Source organism: Leeuwenhoekiella sp. CH_XMU1409-2, assembly GCF_037029365.1.
In the GTDB taxonomy this organism is placed as follows: domain Bacteria; phylum Bacteroidota; class Bacteroidia; order Flavobacteriales; family Flavobacteriaceae; genus Leeuwenhoekiella; species Leeuwenhoekiella blandensis.
Genome location: NZ_JAYMEI010000010.1, coordinates 149135 through 172207, shown reverse-complemented (window position 1 = coordinate 172207; position 23073 = coordinate 149135). Strand labels below are relative to the sequence as shown.

The following is a 23073-nucleotide window of genomic DNA, read 5'->3' as shown; positions in this document are numbered from 1 at the left end:
AAATCCGGTGAAGCTAGCTTCACCGGATTGATTTAAACTTTTAAAAACTGTCAACCTATTTTAGGACGACTCATTAAAACTAATTTATTATGATTTGGGGAATAAATTATTCGTTTGAGGCTAATGTAGAAGTAGCATTGGTATCTTCTTGGAAAGCTACACCTTCATTATAATTATCAAAATTGTTAGCCGCTAGTGCAAGTGTCTTAAGATTTTTCATATTCTTAAGTTCTACTGGTACTACGCCTGCCAATTGATTATTAGAAAGATTAAGTTCTTTTAAGTTTTCTAATTTAAGAACTGCTAATGGAAGGTTACCATTAAGGTTGTTATCAAAAAGATTTAAAACTTCAAGATTTTCAAGTTTACTCACGTCATTAGATATACTACCACTTAGATTATTGCTGGTAAGCATTAGTTGCTCCAGTTTAGTTAAGTTATAAATACTCTCTGGCAACTTACCGTCTAGCATATTTCCGTTAAGAACTAAAACTTTTAGATTTTTAAGGTTTCCTATAGAGCTTGGAAGTTCTCCTTGAATTCTATTAAAGAATAATTCAAGAGTTACAAGGGCATCAAGATCACCTAATGACTCTGGTAAGTGACCGTTGAGGTTATTCATACTTAAATTAAGACCAACCACATTATTGTTTATCACGCGTACACCGTGCCAAGTAGAAACATCAGCATCAAGATTCCAAGTAGTATTCCACTCAGAACCATTTGTGGCGTTGTATAAATCAATTAAAGCTTGCTTCTGATTGCTAGAAACCTCAGCAAAAGCTGATAAGCTTAGGAATGCTACTGCGAAAAGAGTAAAAATTGATTTCATAGTGGGTTGATTAATTTGTTTAACAACGTAAATATAATACCGTTTAACCCTAAAAAGCAATTATAATCGATGAAATACACAGTAATTATTATATAATTAGTAAATAGTTGTTTTATACAATTAAAAAACAGTTGTTTTGTACAATTTTCACAAGGTATTTGTTAGTTTGAAAGTTGCTTTTCACAGGTAAAACTAACTCAATCAATGTTTTAAAGTAGTATTTTTCTTACTTAATTACAGTTCAAATGCCTAAATGTGCATTTCGTCTAAAGTAAATGAGTCTGATTTTTTAAAATCAGACTCATTACCAACTAAAAACTAATATAAAACAAACAACAAACGTTAAGAAATCGAGCAGGAATACTCGATTTAAAACATAAAAAGAAATTGAAACCAATTTTCTTCTTGGCTAATTTGTTCTAAGATAGCTAATTACAAGTATTAAAAGCAAATAAAATCGATAAAATACAATCGTTTGCTTTTTGTAAGTGGTGTTGTAAGTTTTTTTAGACTAACGAGGATGGCGCTATTTATTCAATACTGTAAATTGAATGCTTAAAAGCTTTCGCGGAGGACTATTTACCTATAACTTTTTTGAGATTTCAGCTAGTATTTCCTCATTAACAATATGTTTACCCTCAAAGGGAAGGATGTTCAGCCTTTCATCAAAAAGTTCTTTTGCTAAGGAGGTTTGCTGCTTCAGTCTGGAATTATTTAAAAGTGCGTCTTCTTTTCCGTAGGTAAGAAAACCTTTGGTCTTTTTAAATGTATCTTTATCGATATCTTTTGGAATACTTCCTGAATGCACAATAAAAGAATCACACGAAATTGAGCGCCGACTAATCCAGCGGCTTGCAACCGAAACACCTTGAGAAAAACCCATAACGCAAAACTTAATATGACTATTTAATTTGGGTTGTATTTCTGTCATATAAACTTGGTCAAGGTAGTTCAGTACGTTTTCGATTTCTATATCTGTATTTTCACGCGTAAGCCAAGAAGCGCCAACGTATTTATAGCGTTTGTCCTGATAATATTTGCTGGGAGCCTGTGGTGCGATGATGTAATGCTTTTCAGGATCAAGTTTTTCAAAATGGTCTAAAAAGTATTTGGTTAAATGACCCAGGCCGTGACAAACCATCCAGATCACTTCAGTTTTGAGGGTGAATGTGTTGAGTGTCTGATAGGTGTTTGTCGTAGTATAGCTTACGGTTTTTTCTTCGCGCATCATGTAGGTTTAAGTATCTTTACCATTATAATAAGAACCGTTTAAAAGTTCTTTTCTTAGATAGCTTTAGAGCAAATTAAAGCAATAGCTGGAACTTGTATAAAGCTTCAGCAGCATATTTAAGAACGTTAATATATAAGACATGTTTCAAGATAATAAAGAAGAGGCACTCAAGCGTTGCAATGCTATTTGTAAGAATACATTGATGGAAACACTGAATATTGAGTTTATTGATATTGGTGCAGATTTTCTTACGGCATCTATGCCGGTAAATGAAAGGGTTCATCAACCTGACGGAGTTTTACACGGCGGAGCTTCGGTAGCCTTAGCAGAGAGTGTAGGAAGTGCAGCCAGTATGATGTTTCTAGATATCTCAAAAGTTTTTGTGCGCGGTATAGAGATTTCTGCAAATCACGTAAAGAGTATTGCCAGCGGAAAAGTTTTTGCTCGAGCCACTTTTATTCATAAAGGTCGTACCACGCAATTATGGGAGATTAAAATCACCAACGAACAGGACGAATTGATCTCTCTTGTAAAACTTACCACCATTGCCTTACCCAAAAAATGAACATGACCCAGAAGGAATTTATTGCTAAAATAGAGGATCTATACGCCCAGCATTTACCTTTTGTAGTATACCGAAAGCCTGAAGCTACAGAGGTGTCTTTGCTTTTTCAAGAGGACGACAGCTTGTTATTTACTGAAGATTTTCAAGAACGCGGTTTTGTTTTTGCACCCTTTGATTGGGATAAGAAAGCAATATTGCTATCGGGATCTCCTGAAGTTTTTACACTAGAAGCTCAAAGCGACGAGATGCCGGTTACTTCTACTGTAACTTGGCAGACTGAAAATCCTCAAGTGCATATTGATTTGGTAAATAGAGCGGTAGCTCAAATTCAGAAAGCCGATTTGCAAAAAGTGGTGCTTTCGCGAAAGCAAAACATCAGCATTCCGCAGACGAGTCCGGTGGGTTTATTTTTAGCACTGAACAAAAAATATACAACCGCTTTTACCTATTTATGGCATCATCCTAAAGTTGGTACTTGGTTAGGCGCCACTCCCGAAACGCTTTTAGCTTTAAATGGAAGAAGTCTGGAGACTATGGCTTTAGCCGGTACACAGTCTTTTGAAGGAACTCTAGATGTGAATTGGGGGAAGAAGGAGCAGGAAGAGCAACAACTGGTAACTGATGAGATCGTGAATAAACTAAAGCCGTTTGATTTTAAATCATTCAAGGTTCATGATAGAGAGACTTACAAAGCAGGAAACTTGTTGCACCTGCGTACTAAAATTAGTGGTGGATTGAATTTGGAAAAAGATACACTCAAAGCCCTTTTAAGCGCTTTGCATCCAACACCGGCTGTTTGTGGCTTACCTAGAGATTTGGCTAAGTCATTTATTGAAACGGAAGAGCCCTATGATCGTGAATTTTATACCGGTTTTTTAGGCGAAATCAATATGCTTACCGATGCTTCTAAAGCGCGATCCAGACGTAATGTAGAGAATCTTGCCTATAAAACCTTAAAAGCCACTTCTAGTCTCTATGTAAACTTGCGATGTATGCAGTTTAAACCTAATCGTGCTACATTATACGTAGGAGGAGGAATAACCGAGGCGTCAAATGCGGAAGCCGAATGGGAAGAAACTGTTAATAAAGCACAAACTATTGCCAGCATTCTTTAAGCTTTTGGCTTTGTTGTAATTTTGATTTTTAATGAAATATTCTAGTATACCAGTCGCCCAATCGGTGGTTTTGCTTTGTAACGAAAAAGGAATAAACCACGTCGTAATTTCACCGGGATCACGTAATGCACCGCTCACAATTGGCTTTACTCATCATCCCGATATGCATACGTATAGTATAGTTGACGAGCGATCAGCAGCGTTCTTTGCATTGGGTCTTGCACAGCAACTTCAAGAGCCCGTAGCTTTAGTCTGTTCTTCAGGAAGTGCGGTTTTAAATTATTACCCGGCGATTTCAGAAGCGTTTTACAGTGATATTCCACTTGTGGTAATTTCGGCAGATCGACCTATCGAGCGTATTGACATTGGCGACGGACAAACAATCAGGCAGCGCAATGTATTTGAGAACCACATTTTGTATTCTGCCAACTTATATTCTGAATATGTCCCAGATACTGCGCTTACAGATCCTAAGCTTATTCAAAAGCAACGTGAGGCCACAAAACACAATCAACAGGAAATCAATAAGGCTTTAAATGAAGCGGTTTTTGGCCAAGGACCGGTGCATATTAATGTTCCGTTTTACGAACCGCTTTACAATACCACCGAAGAAAAACTTGTAGATCCTATCATTGTTGAGGAGCCCTTAAAAACGGTAGAGTTATCTGAAGCCTATTTAAAACCGTTTGTAGAAAAATGGAATTCCGCAAAGCGGAAGTTAGTTATTGTTGGTGTTTTACAGCCCAATACTATCGAGCAAGAGTTTTTAGATCGTTTAGGCAACGATCCAAGTGTTTTGGTTTTTACTGAAACGACATCCAATCTTAATCATCCCAATTTTTTCACACGAATTGACAATATAATAGGTTCGCTTGATGATGCAGGTTTTAAACAACTTCAACCGGAGATTTTGATCACGATAGGAGGGATGATCATTTCTAAAAAGATCAAAGCCTTTTTAAGAGAATATCAGCCTGAGCAACACTGGCATATTGATCCCAAGAAAGCCTATGACACGTTTTTCTGTTTGAATAAACATTTTAAAGTGCCTGTAAATTATTTCTGGGATAAATTTTTACCGCAGACTAATCAAACTTTAAGCGATTATCAAAAAGAATGGCTCGAGGTGCGCGGTCATCGCGATGCTAAGCATCAGGCATATATAAAAGATATGGTTTGGTGTGATTTTAAAGCTTTTGATGGCATTTTGTCAAGATTGCGACCCAATACACAGCTGCAATTAGGAAACAGTTCTACTGTGCGCTATGTGCAGCTTTTTGATATCGATAAGAGCTTAAAGGTTTTTTGTAATCGAGGTACCAGTGGTATAGATGGAAGTACTTCTACCGCGGTTGGCGCTGCGGTGGGAAGTCAATTACCCACAACGCTCATCACCGGCGATCTAAGCTTCTTTTATGATAGTAATGGCCTATGGAATTCCTATTTACCTAAAGACTTTAAAATTATTCTGGTGAATAATTCCGGAGGCGGGATTTTTAGAATTCTTCCGGGAGATAAGACTTCGCAGGCTTTTGAAACCTATTTTGAAACGATACATAATCTCGATGCATCTCATTTGTGCAAGATGTTTGGACTGGCTTATTTTTCTGCCTCTAATGAGGATGAGTTAGCAACAGCTCAAGATGCTTTTTATAAAGAACAAGAGCAGCCTTGTCTGCTTGAAATTAAAACGCCACGTATCGAGAACGATAAGGTTTTGCTAGGTTATTTTAAGTACTTAAGATAGTTTGTCTAAAAATTTTGAATTTTATGTATCTTTAGTGAGCAAAAAATTTTAATTCTTAATTAACCTAATATTTTATGAGTAAAAGAGATGAAATGATCGCTAAATATGCGGCTGATCTAAAAGAAAAACTGGGACACGATGCAGATATGGATTTGCTAACCAAAGTAACCATAGGCTGTGGCCCATCAATCTACAATCAGGATTCATCTACAGTTTCTGGAAGCAGTGAGTCTGAATTGGAGACCGTAAAACAAAATTTCTTGATTAAAAAGTTAGGTCTTAGCGATGGTCCTCAATTGATGGAAGGAATCAATAAAGTAATTGAAGATTATGGTAAATCGAATCGCAATAAGTACAGAGCGGTTGTTTATTACTTATTAACCAAGCATTTTGGTAAAGAAGAAGTTTACAGTTAAACTCAACAACAACATTTAGAAACCGTCATAAATTTTATGGCGGTTTTTTTATGCATAAGGATTTCCGATTACAAGCGCCTTTCCTAGGAATCTAATGCAAAAGCTACGGATGTAATCATGCAATTTTTGCTATTTTTGAAGACTAAATTATACATATGCTCGAACTGGGAGAATACCATAAAATGATTATTGATCGCGATGTAAGTCCGGGACTTTATTTGCGTGATGCCGAAGAAAACGAAGTTTTGCTTCCTGGTAAATACGCTCCCGAAGGTTTTCAGCTTGAAGATGAGATCGAAGTATTTGTTTATTTAGATAATGAAGAGCGCCCTGTTGCTACCACTCTCAAGCCTTATATTTTAAAAAATGGTTTTGCTTATCTCGAATGTACTTCGGTTACCAAAATCGGGGCTTTTGTAGATTGGGGATTAGATAAAGAGCTTTTTGTTCCGTTTTCTAATCAGGTGACACCGATGAAAGAAGGCAGTTGGTATCTGGTGTATATGTATCTTGATGAGCGCACAAACCGGCTTGTAGGTTCTTCAAAATTCAATAAGTTTTTAGATAATTCTGATGCAACTGTTGAGAAACATGATAAAGTCGAGATCCTTGTATCTCATTTTTCAGAACACGGTGCTCACGTAATAATCAATGAGCAGTATCAAGGTTTGGTTCATAAAGACACGATTTTTGAAGATATCAGAATCGGCGACAGATTACCGGGATATATCAAGCGCGTGCGTGAAGATAAAAAGATCGATGTTTTGCTTCAGCCAGAAGGTTATAAAAGCATAGAACCCAATGCACAATTCATCTACGAGGAGCTGAAAGAAAATGATGGTTTTTTACCCGTGCATGATAAAAGTTCGCCAGAAGATATTCACGCTTATTTTGGGATCAGTAAAAAGCTCTTTAAAAAGGCAATCGGTGCATTATATAAAGACCGCATGATTACGATCTCAAATGACGGGATTAAGCTGAAGGATCAAGACAACAATTAATAGGTGAGGCAGTTTTAAGCACTCAAGCAATTTTACCATATTATGCAAAAGCCAGACTGGAAAACAGTAAAAGAATATCAAGATATTACCTTTAAAAAAGCCGATGGAGTAGCGCGTATTGCGTTTAACCGTCCCGAAGTGCGTAATGCCTTTAGGCCAAGAACAACTTCTGAATTGCTTGACGCATTTCATATCGCTCAGGAAGATACTTCTGTGGGTGTGATTTTACTGTCTGCCGAAGGTCCTTCGCCTAAAGATGGTGTGTATAGCTTTTGTAGCGGAGGTGATCAAAAAGCGCGTGGCGATCAAGGTTATGTAGGTGAAGATGGCTATCACCGTTTAAATATCTTAGATGTACAGCGATTAATTCGTTTTATGCCAAAGGCAGTTATTGCTGTTGTTCCCGGTTGGGCAGTAGGAGGAGGGCACAGCTTGCACGTAGTTTGTGATCTTACACTAGCCAGTAAAGAGCATGCCATTTTTAAACAAACAGATGCCGACGTGACCAGTTTTGATGGTGGTTATGGGTCTGCATATTTGGCGAAAATGGTGGGGCAGAAGAAGGCTCGGGAAATCTTTTTCTTAGGGCGAAATTATTCTGCACAGGAAGCTTATGAAATGGGAATGGTAAATGCTGTTATTCCGCATGAAGAATTGGAAGACACCGCTTTTGAATGGGCTCAGGAAATTTTAGCCAAATCACCAACTTCTATTAAAATGCTCAAGTTTGCCATGAACCTTACCGATGATGGTATGGTGGGGCAGCAGGTTTTTGCCGGTGAAGCAACGCGATTGGCTTATATGACCGACGAAGCTAAAGAAGGTCGAAATGCGTTCTTAGAAAAAAGAAAACCCAATTTTGATAAAAAATGGATTCCATAGCAGAGAAATTGAATGTGTTCTAGTATTTTTAAAAGAATGCAGTCAAAAATTGCTCCATGGAATATAAGTTTACAAATGCTCCGGTAGATCTAGATACTTTACCAAACCATCAAGAACTGACGTATACTCCGGTTTCAAAAGCGCGGTTACATAAAGTATTTTCTGTTATTGCGATCTGGTTGCTTCTTGTGATTGTTGGGATTACGGTGCTCTATATTTTTGCAGATGTTCCTTACGTGACTTTAGGTTTGTCCGCGGGGATCGTGTTGTTTTTTGCGCTGCTCACAGCATATCAATTAGCTTTACAAAAAAATATTGGTTACGCGTTACGAGAGCGGGATATCGCTTTTAAGCGCGGTGTGCTTTTCGAAAAAATAACCATAATACCTTTCAATCGCATTCAGCATATTTCTACTTCTGTTGGGATTTTAGATAAGTTTTTCAAAATCGCCAATCTCAATATTTTTACTGCCGGCGGATCTGGAAGCGATATTAATATTCCCGGTTTAACTCCGGAAATTGCAGCCAGACTCAAGGATAAAATTGCTCATCATCTAACCGAAGCAGATGTCTAAGCCATTTGAAACCCCACAATTACAATCTAAGCTCGGGATACTCATCATCTTTTTATCTCACGCGTATAAATTTCTGAGAGCTTTTGGTGCAGCTATTCTTTACTTTGTCATTAAAGGAATCCCTTCAGACATTATTTTACCTATTTCTTTGGGTGCTCTTGTTTTGTTGACTCTTATTTTGGGATATAGTTTTCTAGCGTATAAAAAGTTTCAGTTTTATATAGATTATAAAAACGCCGAGTTTGTCCTTACGGAAGGTGTCTTTTCGACTAATGTTGTGGCGATTCCATTTTCAAAAATTCAGCAAGTTTATTTTAAGAAATCTTTGGTGCAGCGCGTGGTTGGCGTAAATAGCGTTGTTGTAGATTCCGCAGGAAGCAGCACTCAAGAGATCGATATTAAAGCTCTTACCGAAGCGCAAGCGCAGCAACTGCAAAAGATTTTGATGCAAGCGGTGCGTGAGGAGCAAACTACTTCTTCGACTACTCAGGACATAATACATGAACCTAAGATAAAAGAAAATCAAAAAGCAAACTGGACGCATAGGTTGAGTCCATTAGGGCTTTTAAAACTTGGTTTAACAAGTAATTATTTTAGAGGCGTTTGGCTTATTCTGATTTTTGTAGGTTCGATTTACCAGCAAATAGGGGATTTTGAAGTTTTACAAGAAGATCAATATACAGAAGGAATCAAAGGTTATCTTGATGGATATAGCAAACCTGTAGAACTTTTCATAATCACAGCGATCATCTTTGTAGGTGTGTTTTTATTGGGGATGTTTATCTCCTGTGTTGAAATTTTTATCAAGTACTTTGATCTAAAATTGACGCAAACCAATGAGAGTTTAGAACTTGAAATGGGCTTAAAGACCAATACAAAAGTGAGTCTCAAACCAAGACGTGTGCAGCTTATGCGTGTGATTACAAACCCTATTCAAAAGCGATTGAACCTCAGTGAAGCGCAAGTTGCACTGGCCAGTAGTCAGGATGATTTAAATAAATCAAAAATTTCTATTCCTGGATTAGAGCGTAAACACGTAGAGCAGGTAAAGCGTTTTCTGTTCAGTCATCAAATGCGTCCCGGTCGTATATTTAAACCGGCGTTTATACTCTACATTCGATTGCTGATTATTGCAGGATTGCCGTTAGTCCTTACTGCGATCGTAGCATCGATTCTCGTACCTAATTATATGGTAGAGATTTTGAGTATTCTCTTTATCATTTTTGGGATGCTAATTATTCCGTATCAATATTATTGGTATAAAGCACTTTCCCTAGAGATCACCCCAGAATTTGTGATTATGCGCAAAGGCGTATGGAATCAAAAGACAGAAATTATTGAGTTATTTAAACTGCAATCGGTAACCGTGAGTCAGCCTATATGGTATAAGAAAAGAAACCTATACAATTATACATTTCATACCGCAGGCGGCGATATCTCGTTTCCTGTTACAACGCATCAACTTCAGCGCTACATAAATTATGCGCTATTTAGAGTAGAAGTTGCTCAGAAGCCTTGGATGTAAATCTAAACTAGCGAATTGAAGGATATTCGTTTGGATTTACTTCGTGCATAATGTCATAGATCTTCTCATAAATGTCTTCAGCAGAAGGTTTAGAAAAATAATCACCGTCTGTTCCATAAGCAGGTCTATGTGGTCTTGCTGCAAGTGTTTGCGGCGCACTGTCTAAATACCTGAACGCTTTTTGCTCATCAAGTATATGCTGTAATAAGTAAGCCGAAGCTCCACCGGGCATATCTTCATCAACTACAAGAATACGGTTGGTTTTTGCGATACTTTTTACCGTATCGTGATTTAAATCAAACGGAAGTAAGGATTGCGCATCAATAACTTCTACACTTATGTTTGCAGCTTGTAAATCCTGAGCGGCAAGTTCTACTAGACGAAGCGTACTTCCGTAAGAAAGTACTGTGATATCTGTTCCTTCACGCAGCACTTCAACTTTACCAATAGGGGTTTTGAATTCTGCCAGATTAGTTGGTAGCTTTTCTTTTAAGCGATACCCGTTGAGACATTCTACAATTACAGCAGGTTCATCACTTTGCATCAGTGTATTGTAAAATCCGGCTGCTTTAGTCATATTTCTTGGAGTAAGTATGTAAACTCCGCGTAAAAGTCCCAGTAATGAACCCATCTGCGAACCACTGTGCCAGATTCCCTCGAGACGATGACCACGGGTTCTTACGATCAATGGTGCTGCTTGTTTTCCGTGCGTTCTGTAACGCAGCGTAGCCAAGTCATCACTCAATGTCGCCATCGCATAAAGAATGTAATCTAAGTATTGAATCTCGGCAATAGGGCGTAAACCACGTAAGGCAAGACCTATTCCCTGACCAATAATAGTAGTTTCACGTATTCCTGCATCTGCGACACGTAGTTCACCATATTTATCTTGTAATCCTTCAAGTCCTTGGTTGACATCACCAATCGTCCCGGTATCTTCGCCAAAAACAACGCTGTTAGGATACTTACTGAAAAGCGCATCAAAATTATCACGAAGTACAATACGCGCATCAACAGTTTTGGCGTCATCATCGTACTGCGGAAGCTCTTCAGCAATATTTGTAGCTTTAGAGTCAAACTCGCTAAACACGTGACTGCTATAATTAGGTTGCTCTTTTGCGATATAATCGCTTACCCAATTTTTTAATGCTGTGATGCTTTCGCTATTTTCTTTTGAAACAAACCGAAGCGTTTTACGTGCAGCGATGAGTACATCAGACTTTAGCGCATCTTTTTCATCAACAAGGGTTTGTTTGATACTTTTTATAAATTGACCGTTTTCACTTTCTGCAATAATGGTGTCGATAAGACTTAAAACGGTTTTTTTCTCTTTTTTTATGGGATTAAGAAAGGCGTCCCAGGCATTGCGTTTTCCTTCGCGCACCTTGCGCTTGATATCTTTCTCTATTTCTGAAAGCTCTTCATCTGTGGCGATTTGATTGTTGATCATCCACTCGCGCATCTTGGTGTTACAGTCGTGCTCTTTTTCCCACTGCAAGCGGTCTTTACTTTTATAACGTTCGTGAGAACCAGAAGTAGAGTGTCCTTGCGGCTGTGTAAGTTCTGTAACATGTAAGATAACAGGTACATGTTGTTCACGTGCAATTTTTCCGGCTTGTTCAAAAGCATCGATAAGTGCCGGATAATCCCATCCTTTTACACGAATGATTTCATAACCTTGATCATCGTCAGTACGTTGAAAACCACTTAAAATTTCAGAGATATTTTCTTTTGTAGTCTGATGCTTTGCGTGTACCGAAATTCCATAGTCATCATCCCAAACACTAATCACCATAGGAACTTGCAGTACGCCAGCTGCGTTGATGGTTTCAAAAAACATCCCTTCAGAAGTACTGGCATTTCCTATAGTTCCCCAAGCAACTTCGTTTCCTTCATTGGAAAGTCCGTCTGTGTTCATCTCAGGGACCTTTCTGTATAATTTAGAAGCTTGGGCAAGTCCTAGTAATCTTGGCATTTGACCGGCAGTGGGAGAGATGTCTGCACTACTATTGTATTGCTCAAGAAGGTTTTTAAGGTTTCCGCTATCATCTAAACTGTGCGTTCCAAAATGACCTCCCATTTGCTTACCGGCACTCATAGGATCGTGCTCAAGACTGGTATGTGCATACAGACCGGCAAAAAAGTTTTCAATGGTAAGATGGTCGATAGCCATCATAAACGTTTGATCGCGATAATAGCCCGATCTCCAATCTCCTTTTTTAAAGGCCTTGGCCATAGCGAGTTGCGGCACCTCTTTACCATCGCCAAAAATCCCAAATTTTGCCTTACCGGTTAAAACCTCTCTACGACCTAATAAACTGCATTCACGGCTAGTGACTGCAATTTTATAGTCGTTAATAACAGTGGCTTTAAAATCGTCAAATGAAATTTCAGAAGTGGGCTCAGATTGCGTGTGCATAATTTTCAAACGGTTTCGGTAAAAATACGCAAAATTCAACTCTTATACAATTCAATAATTTCTTTAAAAAATGATAAATTTTCATTAAAATTGAGTTTTACTGAAAATATTGTAATTCAAAGAGGTTTTAAAACTATTTTGCTAATGATATTTGAAAATCAATCTATATTGTTTTTATAGATTGAATAAGGGTTTAGCGGGCTTAAGTTTATAAAGCCATCAATACCATTTGCGGGTAAATAAGCTCAACATCGTGCGTAGATCAAGCGTTACAATAAAGCGTATTTTTTGATCGTAATTGGGTTGGCCAATTTCCCAGCCATTAGAAGAATATACGGGAAAGAAAAGTTCAAAATAATCTTCAACCAAAACGGTACGTATACCGCTGTCGTATAAAAAGCGTGCCGGATCTCCTTGGTTTTTTACAAGACCAATATCTGCATAACCGTGAATAAAATTCCAAATAGTGGTGCTGGTATTGATGGTGGTGAGCCACTCATTACCAAAAGGCGTGTCGAGTTTAGACTTGAAGCCCCCTTCAGCTAAAACCAACTGCTGACTGAAAATCCCAGAACTTTCAGATCTTCCGTAATAGTTGTAGCGAAATAAATAGTCGGTTGGTCGGTCTAATGCAAAGCTGAAATAATCTCCTTGCGAACGCGTATCGTTGTATAAAAAGATTCCACCAAAAAGCCTTAGATCAAATTGCCGGTTGTTTAAAAAGACCTTGCGATATTTGGCAGTAACCGAAAACTTACTAAACTTCTGCGCGAGTTGAAAATCTGTATTATAGGTAAGCGCATTGATAACACCCGGATTACTATTAGTGTACCGCACGTTAAAAACACTATAGTTGGGATCATCATTGGTGATCACATCAGACTCGTCTCGATACACGTTGATATTACTTACGGTAAGAAATTGTCGTTTATCTGATCTAAAATCTGAAGTCCTAAATCCGAACGTTATGAACGGACTGTAAGATTTGTATAGTGCATCTGGTGCGTAAGACGATAACGAACCTGAAATTCCGTAGCGAATAGCATACAGGTTTCCTTCATTTACGTTTTGGGTGTAAGTGAACCCTGCACTTCCTGTTAATTTATCAGATTTAAAACCGTATTGTGGTTCAATGCGATAGTTAAAGGCTTTAGACAGGAGGGTTTTATTGTACATTTTTGCTCCTAATTTGAGACCGTCATAAAAGTTATACTCAAAGACCGGCATAAAAAACACTTGATTTTTTGAAGGGTCTTCAAGGTCCTGAAGCAGTTTAAATTGAAAAGGTTTGTTGACTCCCAGAAACGGGTTTACTTTTTTGTAATTGTTACGTCTGTTGTATTCCGGCACAAAACCTTCAGCATTTATTACGACGCGGTCTATGCTATCGCCGGCAATGTTGATATTTTTTTCTTTTTCAAAACCATCAACCCAAGTTTTTGAGATGATCTTATCTTTATTCATCCCATAAACCGGAATGGGCATTTGACTTTCGGTTTTGTTTTTTATTTCAATTTTAATGCTGTCACCCTCGCGTTTAACTTCGTTGAATTTATAATCAATGATTTTTCTCGAGTTGACAAAATCCTCAAAAAACCAATCGAGATCTTTATCGGTTTTTGATCTTAAGATCGCTTCAAATGTTTTTGAAGAAGTAAGTTTTAATTTGTTCTCCAGATAAAACTCATCAAGACTCTCTTCAATTATAGCATCAGAAAGATATTCAGAAAGATAATTGATTCCGCTGGCGGCTTTGTATGCGTTCGCTATGTTTTTGTTGAATTTGATCAACGAGTCACTTGGTGTAGTAAGCGGTTGATCGAGATTCATACGAGCCATGTGCATGTAAAGCAAATTGTATTGCTCATTAAACTCCAGATCAGCAAGGTGAAATTGTCGCGCAATCCAGTAGCGATTGAGCGTCCCTACAACTTTTAGGTTGGGATAAAAATGATCCATATACTTCATCATGGTGTACATTTTTAATCCATCGGCAATCCACCGGTCGTCTCTTGGATTAACATATAGTGTGCGATCAACAAAATTGTCAATCGCGGTTTTTAAGATCTTTAATTCGTATTTGAAATCTTCCGGAAACGGACTCAGAAAATCGGGTAACTGATTTAGGCCATAAACAGGATTTTCAGCATAATCAATATTGGAGATCACCAACTGTTTAAATGGATATTCACCCAATTCTTCAACAAGAAAATGACTTATTTTATCAATGATCAGCGCTTCGCGTTCAGCAATGACTTTGTCGTCTGTTATATTGGTTACTACGGTCAAATCATCGGTTTCAGTGATTTGAAATTCAGAAATTTGACGTAGATAAATCGTAGTGTTATTACGGGAGCTTCCTTCTAAATGAACTGTTTTAAAACTGCTTTCTTCATTGACAGTCGCGTTGGTTTGCTCGAGTTCATTAATGAAGCGATAATTCTTCTTAAACGAAAAATCAATTGAAAAATCAGTTGGCGCCATGTACAGATCATCCAGATTTTTATTGCTGTAGTAATGCCATTCACCATCGTAAACTGCGGGTGCAATAAACCAATATTTTAGATTGAAGTCACCGTTGTCTAATGCGCCATAACCTGTGAATTTGGCATCAGGAATACGTATGTTGTAATTGAGCTTAATCCGCGTGGTTTGACCGGGAGGCAACGGTTCAAGAAGGTTTATTTCAAGAACATCTTCGGCATCTTCAAGTCGTTTAAAACTGAGATTACTAAAACGCTCACCAATGATGGTATTTATTTTTGAAGCGCCGCGCGCATAATCATCTGCTAAGTGAAATCTACGATCGTAATTTTCTGCAAAGCGTCTACCTAATTTTGACTGTTTTGATGAGAAACTATGCGCCCAATCGTTAAAATACAATTGCGTAAGCGTATCGTTTGAGTTGTTCTTGAAATAAATATCCTGCTGAATGAACAAAGTCTTATCCGATTCAACCAAACGGGCAGTGATCTCAATACGGTTTTGCGCTTCACCTGTAAAAGGAAGCGTTAACAAAACCGGAAGAAGCATTTTTAAAAACTTCTTCATAGTTCTACCGATACGTTTATGGTGAATGGAGTTGCGTTGAGCACTAGGCGTTTTTCTTTAATATAAATCAATTACCATACCTAACGCAAAATAGCGCGTCTTGGTTTTAAATATTTTAGAAATTAGGACTCAATTCATATTCATTGTAGAAGTTGTTTAAGACTTCAAGAACTTCATCTTCGGTATCTACAAGATGTAATAAATCAATATCCCCCGGACTTATAGTATTGAATTTTTCAAGTAAAGTATTTTTGATCCAATCAAAAAGGCCTTGCCAGTATTCTGTACCTACTAAAATGATCGGGAACTTATCAATCTTATGTGTTTGAATTAGTGTAATCGATTCAAAAAGTTCGTCTAGTGTACCAAAACCTCCCGGAAGCACCACAAAGCCTTGTGAGTATTTTACAAACATCACTTTGCGCACAAAGAAGTAATCAAAGTCGATGCTCTTATCACTATCTATGTAGGGGTTATCGTGTTGCTCAAAAGGAAGATCAATATTTAAACCTACAGAAGTTCCTCCTGCAAGGTGGGCTCCTTTATTACCAGCTTCCATAATTCCCGGGCCACCGCCTGTAATCACACCGTAACCGTTTTCAACGATTTTCTCTGCTATAGCTACAGAAAGCTTATAATATTCTTCATCAGGTTTTGTACGTGCACTACCAAAAATAGATACACAGGGGCCAATTCTGCTAAGCTTTTCAAAACCGCTTACAAATTCACCCATTATTTTAAATATAGCCCAAGAGTCGTTTGTTTTTATCTCATTCCAACCCTTAGGTTTATGTTCAGTTCTCATATTTAATTTTGTTTAAAAAATTCGGCAAGAGCCTAATTTAATTCATTTCGGAGAAACTTAGCGGTAAAGCTCTTTTTATCTTTAGCCACTTCCTCAGGCGTACCTTTTGCAACAAGTTGGCCGCCGTTTCTACCACCCTCATAACCAATGTCTATGATGTGGTCTGCCATCTTAATTACGTCAAGATTATGTTCTATAATTAACATGGTGTTTCCTTTGTCGGTAAGTCGGTTGAGTACGTCCATTAAGATGCGTACATCTTCAAAATGTAATCCGGTAGTGGGTTCGTCAAGAATATAAAAGGTATTTCCCGTATCGCGCTTAGAAAGCTCTGTGGCCAGTTTTATACGCTGCGCCTCTCCACCGGAAAGTGTAGTAGATTGTTGTCCTAACGAAATATAACCCAATCCAACATCTTGAATGGTTTTGAGTTTTCGGTAGATTTTAGGAATATGCTCAAAAAACGGAACCGCCTCATCAATGGTCATTTCCAGCACATCGGCGATACTTTTTCCTTTATATCTTATTTCAAGTGTTTCTCTGTTGAAGCGTTTTCCCTGGCAGGTTTCACATTCTACGTAAACATCCGGGAGGAAGTTCATTTCTATCACACGCAACCCGCCACCTTTACAGGTTTCACAGCGGCCTCCAGCAACATTAAAACTGAAACGTCCCGGCTTGTAACCCCGAATTTGCGCCTCAGGAATTTTTGCAAACAAACTGCGTATTTCACCAAAAACTCCGGTATACGTTGCCGGATTAGATCGTGGTGTACGGCCAATTGGTGATTGGTTGATATCAATAACCTTATCACATTCATCTAGACCTTTAATGCTTTTATATGGTGCAGGTTTTTTGACGCCATTAAAATAATGCGCATTCATAATAGGGTAGAGCGTCTCATTGATCAACGTAGATTTTCCACTTCCTGAAACTCCTGTGACCACGATCATTTTTCCCAACGGAAATTCTACATCTACCTTTTTAAGGTTGTTGCCTGTAGCTCCTTTAAGAACGATTTTTTTTCCATTTCCTTTGCGGCGCTCAGCAGGAACTGCGATTTCTTTTTCACCATTAAGGTATTGTGCGGTAAGCGTATGCTGTTTTACAAGCTGCTTCGGCGTTCCCTCGCTGATGATCTCACCACCGTGCTTTCCTGCAAACGGACCAATATCAATAACATAATCGGCACGCTCAATCATATCTTTATCGTGCTCAACGACCAGGACTGAGTTGCCTAAATCACGAAGCGATTCTAACGAATTGATGAGTTTCTCATTGTCTCGCTGGTGCAAACCGATACTCGGCTCATCAAGAATGTAGAGCACGCCTACCAGTTGTGAACCAATTTGCGTCGCAAGGCGAATACGCTGTGCTTCACCACCAGAAAGGGATTTTGAGCTTCGGTTTAAGGAGAGGTATGTCAAACCAACATCAACCAAAAACTGAAGTCTCGCATTGATCTCTTTTAAAATTTCGGTGGCGATCGCGGTTTGTTTTTCGCTTAAATTATCCGGTAAGTCCTTAAACCAAGCAGCCAGTTCCAGCACATCCATTTGTGCGAGTTCGGCAATGTTTTTTTCGCGTACGCGGAAGTATAAGGATTCTTTGCGCAGGCGTGATCCTTCACATTCCGGGCAGATTACCTTCTCCATATATTCTTTAGCCCAACGCTTGAGGGATGCAGAATCATTGTTTTCGTAAGTGCTTTCTATAAAATTTGCGACACCTTCAAAATCAATTTTATAATTGCGGCTAACGCCTAAGGTTTTAGAATCGACGGTGAATTTTTCCTTTCCACCGTACAAAATCATATCTATTGCTTCCTTAGGAATATCTTTGATAGGATCGGTTAATTTGAAGTCAAAGCGTTGCGCAATGATCTCAAGTTGCTTAAAGATCCAATTGCTTTTTTGGTTTCCGTGTGGCGCTAGTCCACCATTTTTAATCGATAGTTTAGGATCAGGAATGATCTTATCCACATTCACCACGCGCAGTTCGCCAATACCGTTGCATTTGGGGCAGGCACCTTTAGGCGAGTTGAACGAAAAATTATTAGGTTCTGGATTAGGGTATGAAATCCCGGAAGTAGGACACATCAAGCTTCTACTAAAATAGCGCGCTTCATTGGTGTCGTGATCCAGAATCATCATTACATCTTCACCGTGATACATCGCGGTATTGATGGTTTCCAAAATACGCTTATCGATATCCTGACCGTCTTCAATTTTTAACCGATCGATCACGATCTCAATATCGTGGGTCTTGTAGCGGTCGATCTTCATTCCCTTTTCAATGTCGCGAACTTCACCATCAACGCGCACTTTTACAAAACCTTGCTTTGCAATTTGTTCAAAAAGTTCGCGATAATGCCCTTTACGGCTTCTGATAACAGGCGCCAACACATTTACCCGTTTGCCTGCATATTCTGTTTTGATAAGATCCTTGATCTGCTCATCACTATAGCTCACCATTTTTTCTCCCGTCTCGTAGCTGTATGCATCACTGGCACGAGCATAAAGCAGTCGCAAAAAGTCATAAATCTCAGTAATCGTACCAACGGTAGATCGCGGACTTTTGCTCGTAGTTTTTTGCTCAATAGCGATTACGGGTGAAAGGCCTTGAATTTTATCTACATCGGGTCGCTCTAAACCCCCTAAGAATTGGCGCGCATAGGCCGAAAACGTCTCGATGTATCTTCGCTGTCCTTCAGCATAAATCGTATCAAAAGCTAGGGATGACTTTCCACTTCCTGAAAGACCGGTGATAACAACCAGTTTTTCTCGGGGAATATGTACGTCTATATTTTTTAAGTTATGGGCTCTAGCGCCATAAACTTCAATGTATTCTTGTGTGTCTGCCATTTTCTTTTTCAAGTGTGCAAAGGTACTGTAATTGAGTGAAAAATAGAAGCAAGTACAGGTTTGCTGAATGTTAAGTGAACATTGCAAATGTGTGTATCGCTAAGGAAGAATGTTTAAATATTTACTTCGTAATTACCCAGCATTTCTTGGATCACAGTTTCTGTTTGTGAAAGCTGTGTGTCTGAATTTACTTCTACTTGATCTACTTTTTCAAAGTAAGGAACAATGGAACCATCAGTGTAAGCTTCGGGGATAACCGGATGCACATAGTAGCTACGACAAACGCTGCGTGTGTTTCCTAAGCCTTTTGCTGAAGCATCATAAGCGGTAAGTATATTTTTTGCGTTTTGTTTTTCATCTTCAACGTAACCAAGTTCTCTCAAAGCCTCAAAGAAGATTTTTGTAGCGGCCCAGGTTCTAAAATCTTTAGCAGAAAATAAATCGCCACTTAACTCGTGAATGTATTCATTGATCATTGTACTGTCTACGTGATCTTTATTCCCGGATTGGTCATAAAACTGAAACAATTCCCATCCCGGGATTTCTTCGCATTGGTTTACTAATTCTATAAGTTCGGGGTCTGTGATGGCGATATCGTGCTCTTTTCCTTTTTTTCCAACAAACTGAAACCGAATATCACTTTCTGTAGTTTTAACGTGTCTGGTGCGCAAAGTTGAAAGGCCGTAGGTTTTATTGCGTTTAGCATAGCAATCATTACCCACACGAATATGTGTTTCTTCCATAAGCCGAATTACGAGAGCCAAAACCTTACGTTTAGTCATTTTTTCTTCGTCAAGATCTGCATCAACTTGTTGGCGTATCTGTGGTAAAACATTAGCAAATGCTGCAAGTTTTAGAAACTTGGTTTCATTTCTGAGTTTGTTCCACGTTTCGTGATAGAGATAAACTTTGCGGTCTTTTTCATCGCGACCTACCGCTTGCAAATGACCATTAGCGGGTTCTGAAATCAACACATCTTGCCAGGCTGGTGGTATCACCAGTTTTTTGATTCGGTTTAAAACAGTTTTGGATTTTATGGTTTTGTCGTTCTTGCAATAGGTAAATCCTTTACCGTGTTTTTTCCGACAAATGGTAAGATGTTTATCTGTAACATAGATGAGATCTGCAATACGTGCAGCTTCTTCCCGACTAGATAGGATGTTCTCGAGTTTTTCTTCAGTTATGGTCATGACTCAAATTTAAATGCAATTTGAGCGGAAGCGTACTAAGGAAATAATAATATTAGAAGCCGTATTTCTAATAATTTGTGAAAGAACTTTCAGAAAAAATGAAAGTTTCCGTAGAAAAAGTGAGTACAAGAAAAAATGTCCGGTGACTTAAAGTCAATCCGGACATTTCTTTTGATGATTAGTAAGAATTTAAATTTAGTCAAAATAACTAAAACTCTGACCATCTTTTATTTTTAACACGCTCTCGTAGATCATTTTAATTACATTTTCTACATCGTCACGGTGTACCATTTCTACCGTGGTATGCATATAGCGCAAAGGTAAACTGATCAATGCCGATGGTACTCCGCCGTTGCTGTATGCAAATGCATCAGTATCGGTACCTGTAGCGCGACTGCTTGCGGCACGTTGAAACGGAATATTCTTTTCTTCGGCAGTATCAATGATCAAATCTCTAAGTTTCTGTTGAATCGCAGGCGCGTAAGAAATAACGGGTCCTTCACCAATTGCTGCGTGACCGTTGGTTTTCTTTTCGATCATTGGGGTAGTGGTATCGTGAGTAACATCGGTCACGATCGCCACATTGGGTTGAATCGTGTGTGTGATCATTTCCGCACCGCGAAGTCCAATTTCTTCTTGTACAGAGTTTACGATGTATAACCCGAAGTCGAGCTTGTTCTCATTTTCTTTAAGCAGACGCGCAACTTCAGCAATCATAAAGCCACCCATTCTATTGTCGAGTGCGCGACATACAAACTTATTCTCGTTAAGTACGGTGAACGTATCTGGATAAGTGATTACGCAACCAACGTGTACACCAAGTTTTTCAACTTCCTCTTTGGTTTTGCATCCGGTATCGATAAAAATATTGTCAAGACTAGGGGCCTGTTCTTTGCTTTTATCACGCGTGTGAATTGCAGGCCAGCCAAAAACACCTTTTACGATTCCGTTTTTAGTATGAATGTTAACCAATTTTGAAGGGGCAATCTGATGGTCACTTCCTCCGTTACGTATAACGTAGATGAGTCCGTCGTCTGTGATGTAATTCACATACCACGAGATTTCGTCAGCGTGGCCTTCAATAACCACTTTATATTTTGCATCAGGATTGATCACACCTACCGCAGTACCGTAATTGTCGGTAATAAAAGTGTCTACGTACGGTTTTAAGTAATCCATCCATATTTTTTGCCCTTCCCACTCATAACCGGTAGGAGCGGCATTATTGAGGTACGACTCTAAAAAGTCGAGCGATTTTTTATTTAAAATGCTTTTTGACATAATTGTGATTTTGTACGAAAGTAAGAATATTCATGCCAAAAGCATAAAGCAATCTATGCGATTATGTACTTTTGGAACAGTTTTAGCACAACATTATTTAAAAAAGAATTTGAAGAATTTCAATTACCTGTTTTTTCTATTTCTTAGCGCAACACTCTGGTCTCAAACTACCGAAACAAGAGAGCAAGAAAACGACACCACTGCTGCAGAATACTATTTTGTAGAAGGGGATAGTATTGCACGTTCAGCAATTTTTCTTGATGATGTTGTGGTTTTGGGAAGGCTTAAATTTGATGACAATACTGCAAGACGCAGGTATCTTATTTTAAGACGAAAAACCAGAAAGGTTTGGCCTTATGCAAAATTGGCAGGGGAACGTCTGGTTGAACTTAATGAGCGACTGGATTCTATGAAAACCAAACGGGACCGTAAGCGGTATACAAAGATCATTCAGCGGTATGTTGAAGATGAATTTAAAGAGGAACTCAAAAAACTCACCCGTACCGAAGGTCAAATTCTTGTAAAACTTATGTATCGCCAAACCGGTCAAACTACTTTTGATCTTATCAAAAACTACCGAAGTGGTTTAAAAGCCTTTTTGCTGAATACCACCGCGAGCTTTTTTGATATTTCGCTAAAAGAGATTTACGATCCCGCCGAAGTTCAAGAAGATTATTTAATAGAAGATATTCTGCAGCGCTCCTTTCAAGCCAAGGTGTTGGAGTTTCAAGAACCGGCAATAGATGTCAACTTTTTAGAACTAGAAAATAAATGGCGTAAACCATCTAAAGGAATCAAGTAGTGAAGATTTCAAAAACCAACTGGATTTACATTATTGCTGCGACAATTACGCTAATAGGGTTGATCACCGGCAAATATTTCTTTCTGTTTTTTGCGATACCCTTTGGGTTTAATTGGTTCGGAAAAAAGAAGGATTAAATTCTTTACAATTGCCCTCAGGTTGAAAAGCCTCGTTTAAAAAAAATAAATACCTTTGTCTACCAAAATTGTAGTTCTCCTATTATGAGCCAGAAAGTCTTGCTTAATGCAAAAGAAATAAACATCATTTTAAATCGACTGGCTTGTCAACTCATTGAAAATCATAAAGATTTTAAAGATACCGTTCTCATAGGTATTCAACCACGCGGAATTTATGTCGCAGAGCGCATAAAAAAACTGCTAGAAACCGATTATAATATTGAAGATATCAAACTAGGATATCTTGATATTACTTTTTTTAGAGACGATTTTAGACGTAGTGATAAACCGCTGGAGGCCAATAAAACCAAGATCAATTTTGTAGTTGAAGATAAAAACGTGGTTTTTATTGATGATGTCTTGTACACTGGACGTAGCATAAATGCTGCTTTAACGGCAATACAAAGTTTTGGCCGACCTAAAAACGTTGAGCTTTTTACATTGATCGATAGACGTTTTAGCAGGCATTTGCCTATTCAGCCAAATTATCGTGGGCGTCAGGTAGATGCGATCAATGAGGAAAAGGTTCTGGTCAAATGGGTAGAGAATGGGGGAGAAGATGTTGTATATCTTGTAAATAAGTAATTATAAAGTAA

General features: G+C 38.4%; 18 protein-coding genes. 10 read left to right on the top strand and 8 right to left on the bottom strand.

Annotation, left to right across the window (positions count from 1 at the left end):
- Positions 1–106: 106 nt before the first annotated feature.
- Positions 107–832 (bottom strand): leucine-rich repeat domain-containing protein, encoded by a 726-nt coding sequence (locus WA338_RS12215; RefSeq protein WP_272984907.1) that lies wholly within the window; start codon positions 830–832, stop codon positions 107–109.
- Between the two features lie 583 nt (positions 833–1415).
- Positions 1416–2060 (bottom strand): alpha/beta hydrolase, encoded by a 645-nt coding sequence (locus WA338_RS12210; RefSeq protein WP_336093514.1) that lies wholly within the window; start codon positions 2058–2060, stop codon positions 1416–1418.
- A gap of 142 nt (positions 2061–2202) precedes the next feature.
- On the opposite strand from WA338_RS12210, the gene WA338_RS12205 reads away from it, so the two are divergent.
- From WA338_RS12205 to WA338_RS12170, 8 genes are all read left to right on the top strand, one after another.
- Positions 2203–2628, top strand: coding sequence for a PaaI family thioesterase (locus tag WA338_RS12205; protein ID WP_272984904.1), 426 nt, complete (start codon positions 2203–2205; stop codon positions 2626–2628).
- Positions 2629–2630: 2 nt separating this feature from the next.
- Positions 2631–3743 (top strand): chorismate-binding protein, encoded by a 1113-nt coding sequence (locus WA338_RS12200; RefSeq protein ID WP_040532755.1) that lies wholly within the window; start codon positions 2631–2633, stop codon positions 3741–3743.
- Positions 3744–3774: 31 nt separating this feature from the next.
- Complete coding sequence (menD, locus tag WA338_RS12195; RefSeq protein WP_336093511.1) at positions 3775–5490, top strand: 2-succinyl-5-enolpyruvyl-6-hydroxy-3-cyclohexene-1-carboxylic-acid synthase; 1716 nt, start codon at positions 3775–3777, stop codon at positions 5488–5490.
- Positions 5491–5564: 74 nt separating this feature from the next.
- Positions 5565–5906, top strand: coding sequence for a DUF2853 family protein (locus tag WA338_RS12190; protein ID WP_009780536.1), 342 nt, complete (start codon positions 5565–5567; stop codon positions 5904–5906).
- A 155-nt stretch (positions 5907–6061) separates the two neighbouring features.
- Positions 6062–6907, top strand: coding sequence for a CvfB family protein (locus tag WA338_RS12185; RefSeq protein ID WP_272984901.1), 846 nt, complete (start codon positions 6062–6064; stop codon positions 6905–6907).
- Between the two features lie 42 nt (positions 6908–6949).
- Complete coding sequence (locus tag WA338_RS12180; protein ID WP_009780534.1) at positions 6950–7789, top strand: 1,4-dihydroxy-2-naphthoyl-CoA synthase; 840 nt, start codon at positions 6950–6952, stop codon at positions 7787–7789.
- Between the two features lie 56 nt (positions 7790–7845).
- Positions 7846–8364: a PH domain-containing protein gene (locus WA338_RS12175; RefSeq protein ID WP_272984899.1), complete on the top strand. Its 519-nt coding sequence runs from the start codon at positions 7846–7848 to the stop codon at positions 8362–8364.
- Positions 8357–9889 (top strand): PH domain-containing protein, encoded by a 1533-nt coding sequence (locus WA338_RS12170; RefSeq protein WP_272984897.1) that lies wholly within the window; start codon positions 8357–8359, stop codon positions 9887–9889. Before WA338_RS12175 ends, WA338_RS12170 begins: the two co-directional genes overlap by 8 nt.
- Positions 9890–9896: 7 nt before the next feature.
- On the opposite strand, the gene WA338_RS12165 is transcribed toward WA338_RS12170, so the two are convergent.
- From WA338_RS12165 to WA338_RS12140, 6 genes are all read right to left on the bottom strand, one after another.
- Positions 9897–12308 carry an alpha-ketoacid dehydrogenase subunit alpha/beta gene (locus tag WA338_RS12165; RefSeq protein WP_273016969.1) on the bottom strand — a complete coding sequence of 804 codons (2412 nt, stop codon included), beginning with the start codon at positions 12306–12308 and terminating at the stop codon, positions 9897–9899.
- Positions 12309–12527: 219 nt separating this feature from the next.
- Positions 12528–15359 (bottom strand): metalloprotease, encoded by a 2832-nt coding sequence (locus tag WA338_RS12160; protein ID WP_336093506.1) that lies wholly within the window; start codon positions 15357–15359, stop codon positions 12528–12530.
- Between the two features lie 115 nt (positions 15360–15474).
- Entirely contained in the window at positions 15475–16164 is a 690-nt protein-coding gene (locus WA338_RS12155; RefSeq protein ID WP_040532753.1) for a TIGR00730 family Rossman fold protein, read from the bottom strand.
- Between the two features lie 32 nt (positions 16165–16196).
- On the bottom strand, positions 16197–19028 hold the full coding sequence (uvrA, locus tag WA338_RS12150) for an excinuclease ABC subunit UvrA (protein ID WP_009780527.1): 2832 nt from the start codon (positions 19026–19028) through the stop codon (positions 16197–16199).
- A gap of 113 nt (positions 19029–19141) precedes the next feature.
- Positions 19142–20218: a DNA topoisomerase IB gene (locus WA338_RS12145; protein WP_009780526.1), complete on the bottom strand. Its 1077-nt coding sequence runs from the start codon at positions 20216–20218 to the stop codon at positions 19142–19144.
- 195 nt (positions 20219–20413) lie between these two features.
- Positions 20414–21502 carry a M42 family metallopeptidase gene (locus WA338_RS12140; RefSeq protein WP_088124386.1) on the bottom strand — a complete coding sequence of 363 codons (1089 nt, stop codon included), beginning with the start codon at positions 21500–21502 and terminating at the stop codon, positions 20414–20416.
- 52 nt (positions 21503–21554) lie between these two features.
- Here WA338_RS12140 and WA338_RS12135 point away from each other — a divergent pair, with 52 nt between their 5' ends.
- Together WA338_RS12135 and pyrR are read left to right on the top strand one after the other, a co-directional pair.
- A complete protein-coding gene (locus tag WA338_RS12135; RefSeq protein WP_272984888.1) occupies positions 21555–22301 on the top strand; it encodes a DUF4294 domain-containing protein in 747 nt (248 codons plus the stop codon).
- A 221-nt stretch (positions 22302–22522) separates the two neighbouring features.
- Positions 22523–23062 (top strand): bifunctional pyr operon transcriptional regulator/uracil phosphoribosyltransferase PyrR, encoded by a 540-nt coding sequence (gene pyrR, locus WA338_RS12130; RefSeq protein ID WP_009780523.1) that lies wholly within the window; start codon positions 22523–22525, stop codon positions 23060–23062.
- The last annotated feature ends 11 nt before the right edge of the window (positions 23063–23073 follow it).

Excerpts from the sequence above, each read along its gene's own strand:
- WA338_RS12215 (WP_272984907.1), bottom strand. The coding sequence starts at position 832 with ATGAAATCAATTTTTACTCTTTTCGCAGTAGCATTCCTAAGCTTATCA.
- WA338_RS12210 (WP_336093514.1), bottom strand. The coding sequence starts at position 2,060 with ATGCGCGAAGAAAAAACCGTAAGCTATACTACGACAAACACCTATCAG.
- WA338_RS12205 (WP_272984904.1), top strand. The coding sequence starts at position 2,203 with ATGTTTCAAGATAATAAAGAAGAGGCACTCAAGCGTTGCAATGCTATT.
- WA338_RS12200 (WP_040532755.1), top strand. The coding sequence starts at position 2,631 with ATGACCCAGAAGGAATTTATTGCTAAAATAGAGGATCTATACGCCCAG.
- menD (WP_336093511.1), top strand. The coding sequence starts at position 3,775 with ATGAAATATTCTAGTATACCAGTCGCCCAATCGGTGGTTTTGCTTTGT.
- WA338_RS12190 (WP_009780536.1), top strand. The coding sequence starts at position 5,565 with ATGAGTAAAAGAGATGAAATGATCGCTAAATATGCGGCTGATCTAAAA.
- WA338_RS12185 (WP_272984901.1), top strand. The coding sequence starts at position 6,062 with ATGCTCGAACTGGGAGAATACCATAAAATGATTATTGATCGCGATGTA.
- WA338_RS12180 (WP_009780534.1), top strand. The coding sequence starts at position 6,950 with ATGCAAAAGCCAGACTGGAAAACAGTAAAAGAATATCAAGATATTACC.
- WA338_RS12175 (WP_272984899.1), top strand. The coding sequence starts at position 7,846 with ATGGAATATAAGTTTACAAATGCTCCGGTAGATCTAGATACTTTACCA.
- WA338_RS12170 (WP_272984897.1), top strand. The coding sequence starts at position 8,357 with ATGTCTAAGCCATTTGAAACCCCACAATTACAATCTAAGCTCGGGATA.
- WA338_RS12165 (WP_273016969.1), bottom strand. The coding sequence starts at position 12,308 with ATGCACACGCAATCTGAGCCCACTTCTGAAATTTCATTTGACGATTTT.
- WA338_RS12160 (WP_336093506.1), bottom strand. The coding sequence starts at position 15,359 with ATGAAGAAGTTTTTAAAAATGCTTCTTCCGGTTTTGTTAACGCTTCCT.
- WA338_RS12155 (WP_040532753.1), bottom strand. The coding sequence starts at position 16,164 with ATGAGAACTGAACATAAACCTAAGGGTTGGAATGAGATAAAAACAAAC.
- uvrA (WP_009780527.1), bottom strand. The coding sequence starts at position 19,028 with ATGGCAGACACACAAGAATACATTGAAGTTTATGGCGCTAGAGCCCAT.
- WA338_RS12145 (WP_009780526.1), bottom strand. The coding sequence starts at position 20,218 with ATGACCATAACTGAAGAAAAACTCGAGAACATCCTATCTAGTCGGGAA.
- WA338_RS12135 (WP_272984888.1), top strand. The coding sequence starts at position 21,555 with ATGCGATTATGTACTTTTGGAACAGTTTTAGCACAACATTATTTAAAA.
- pyrR (WP_009780523.1), top strand. The coding sequence starts at position 22,523 with ATGAGCCAGAAAGTCTTGCTTAATGCAAAAGAAATAAACATCATTTTA.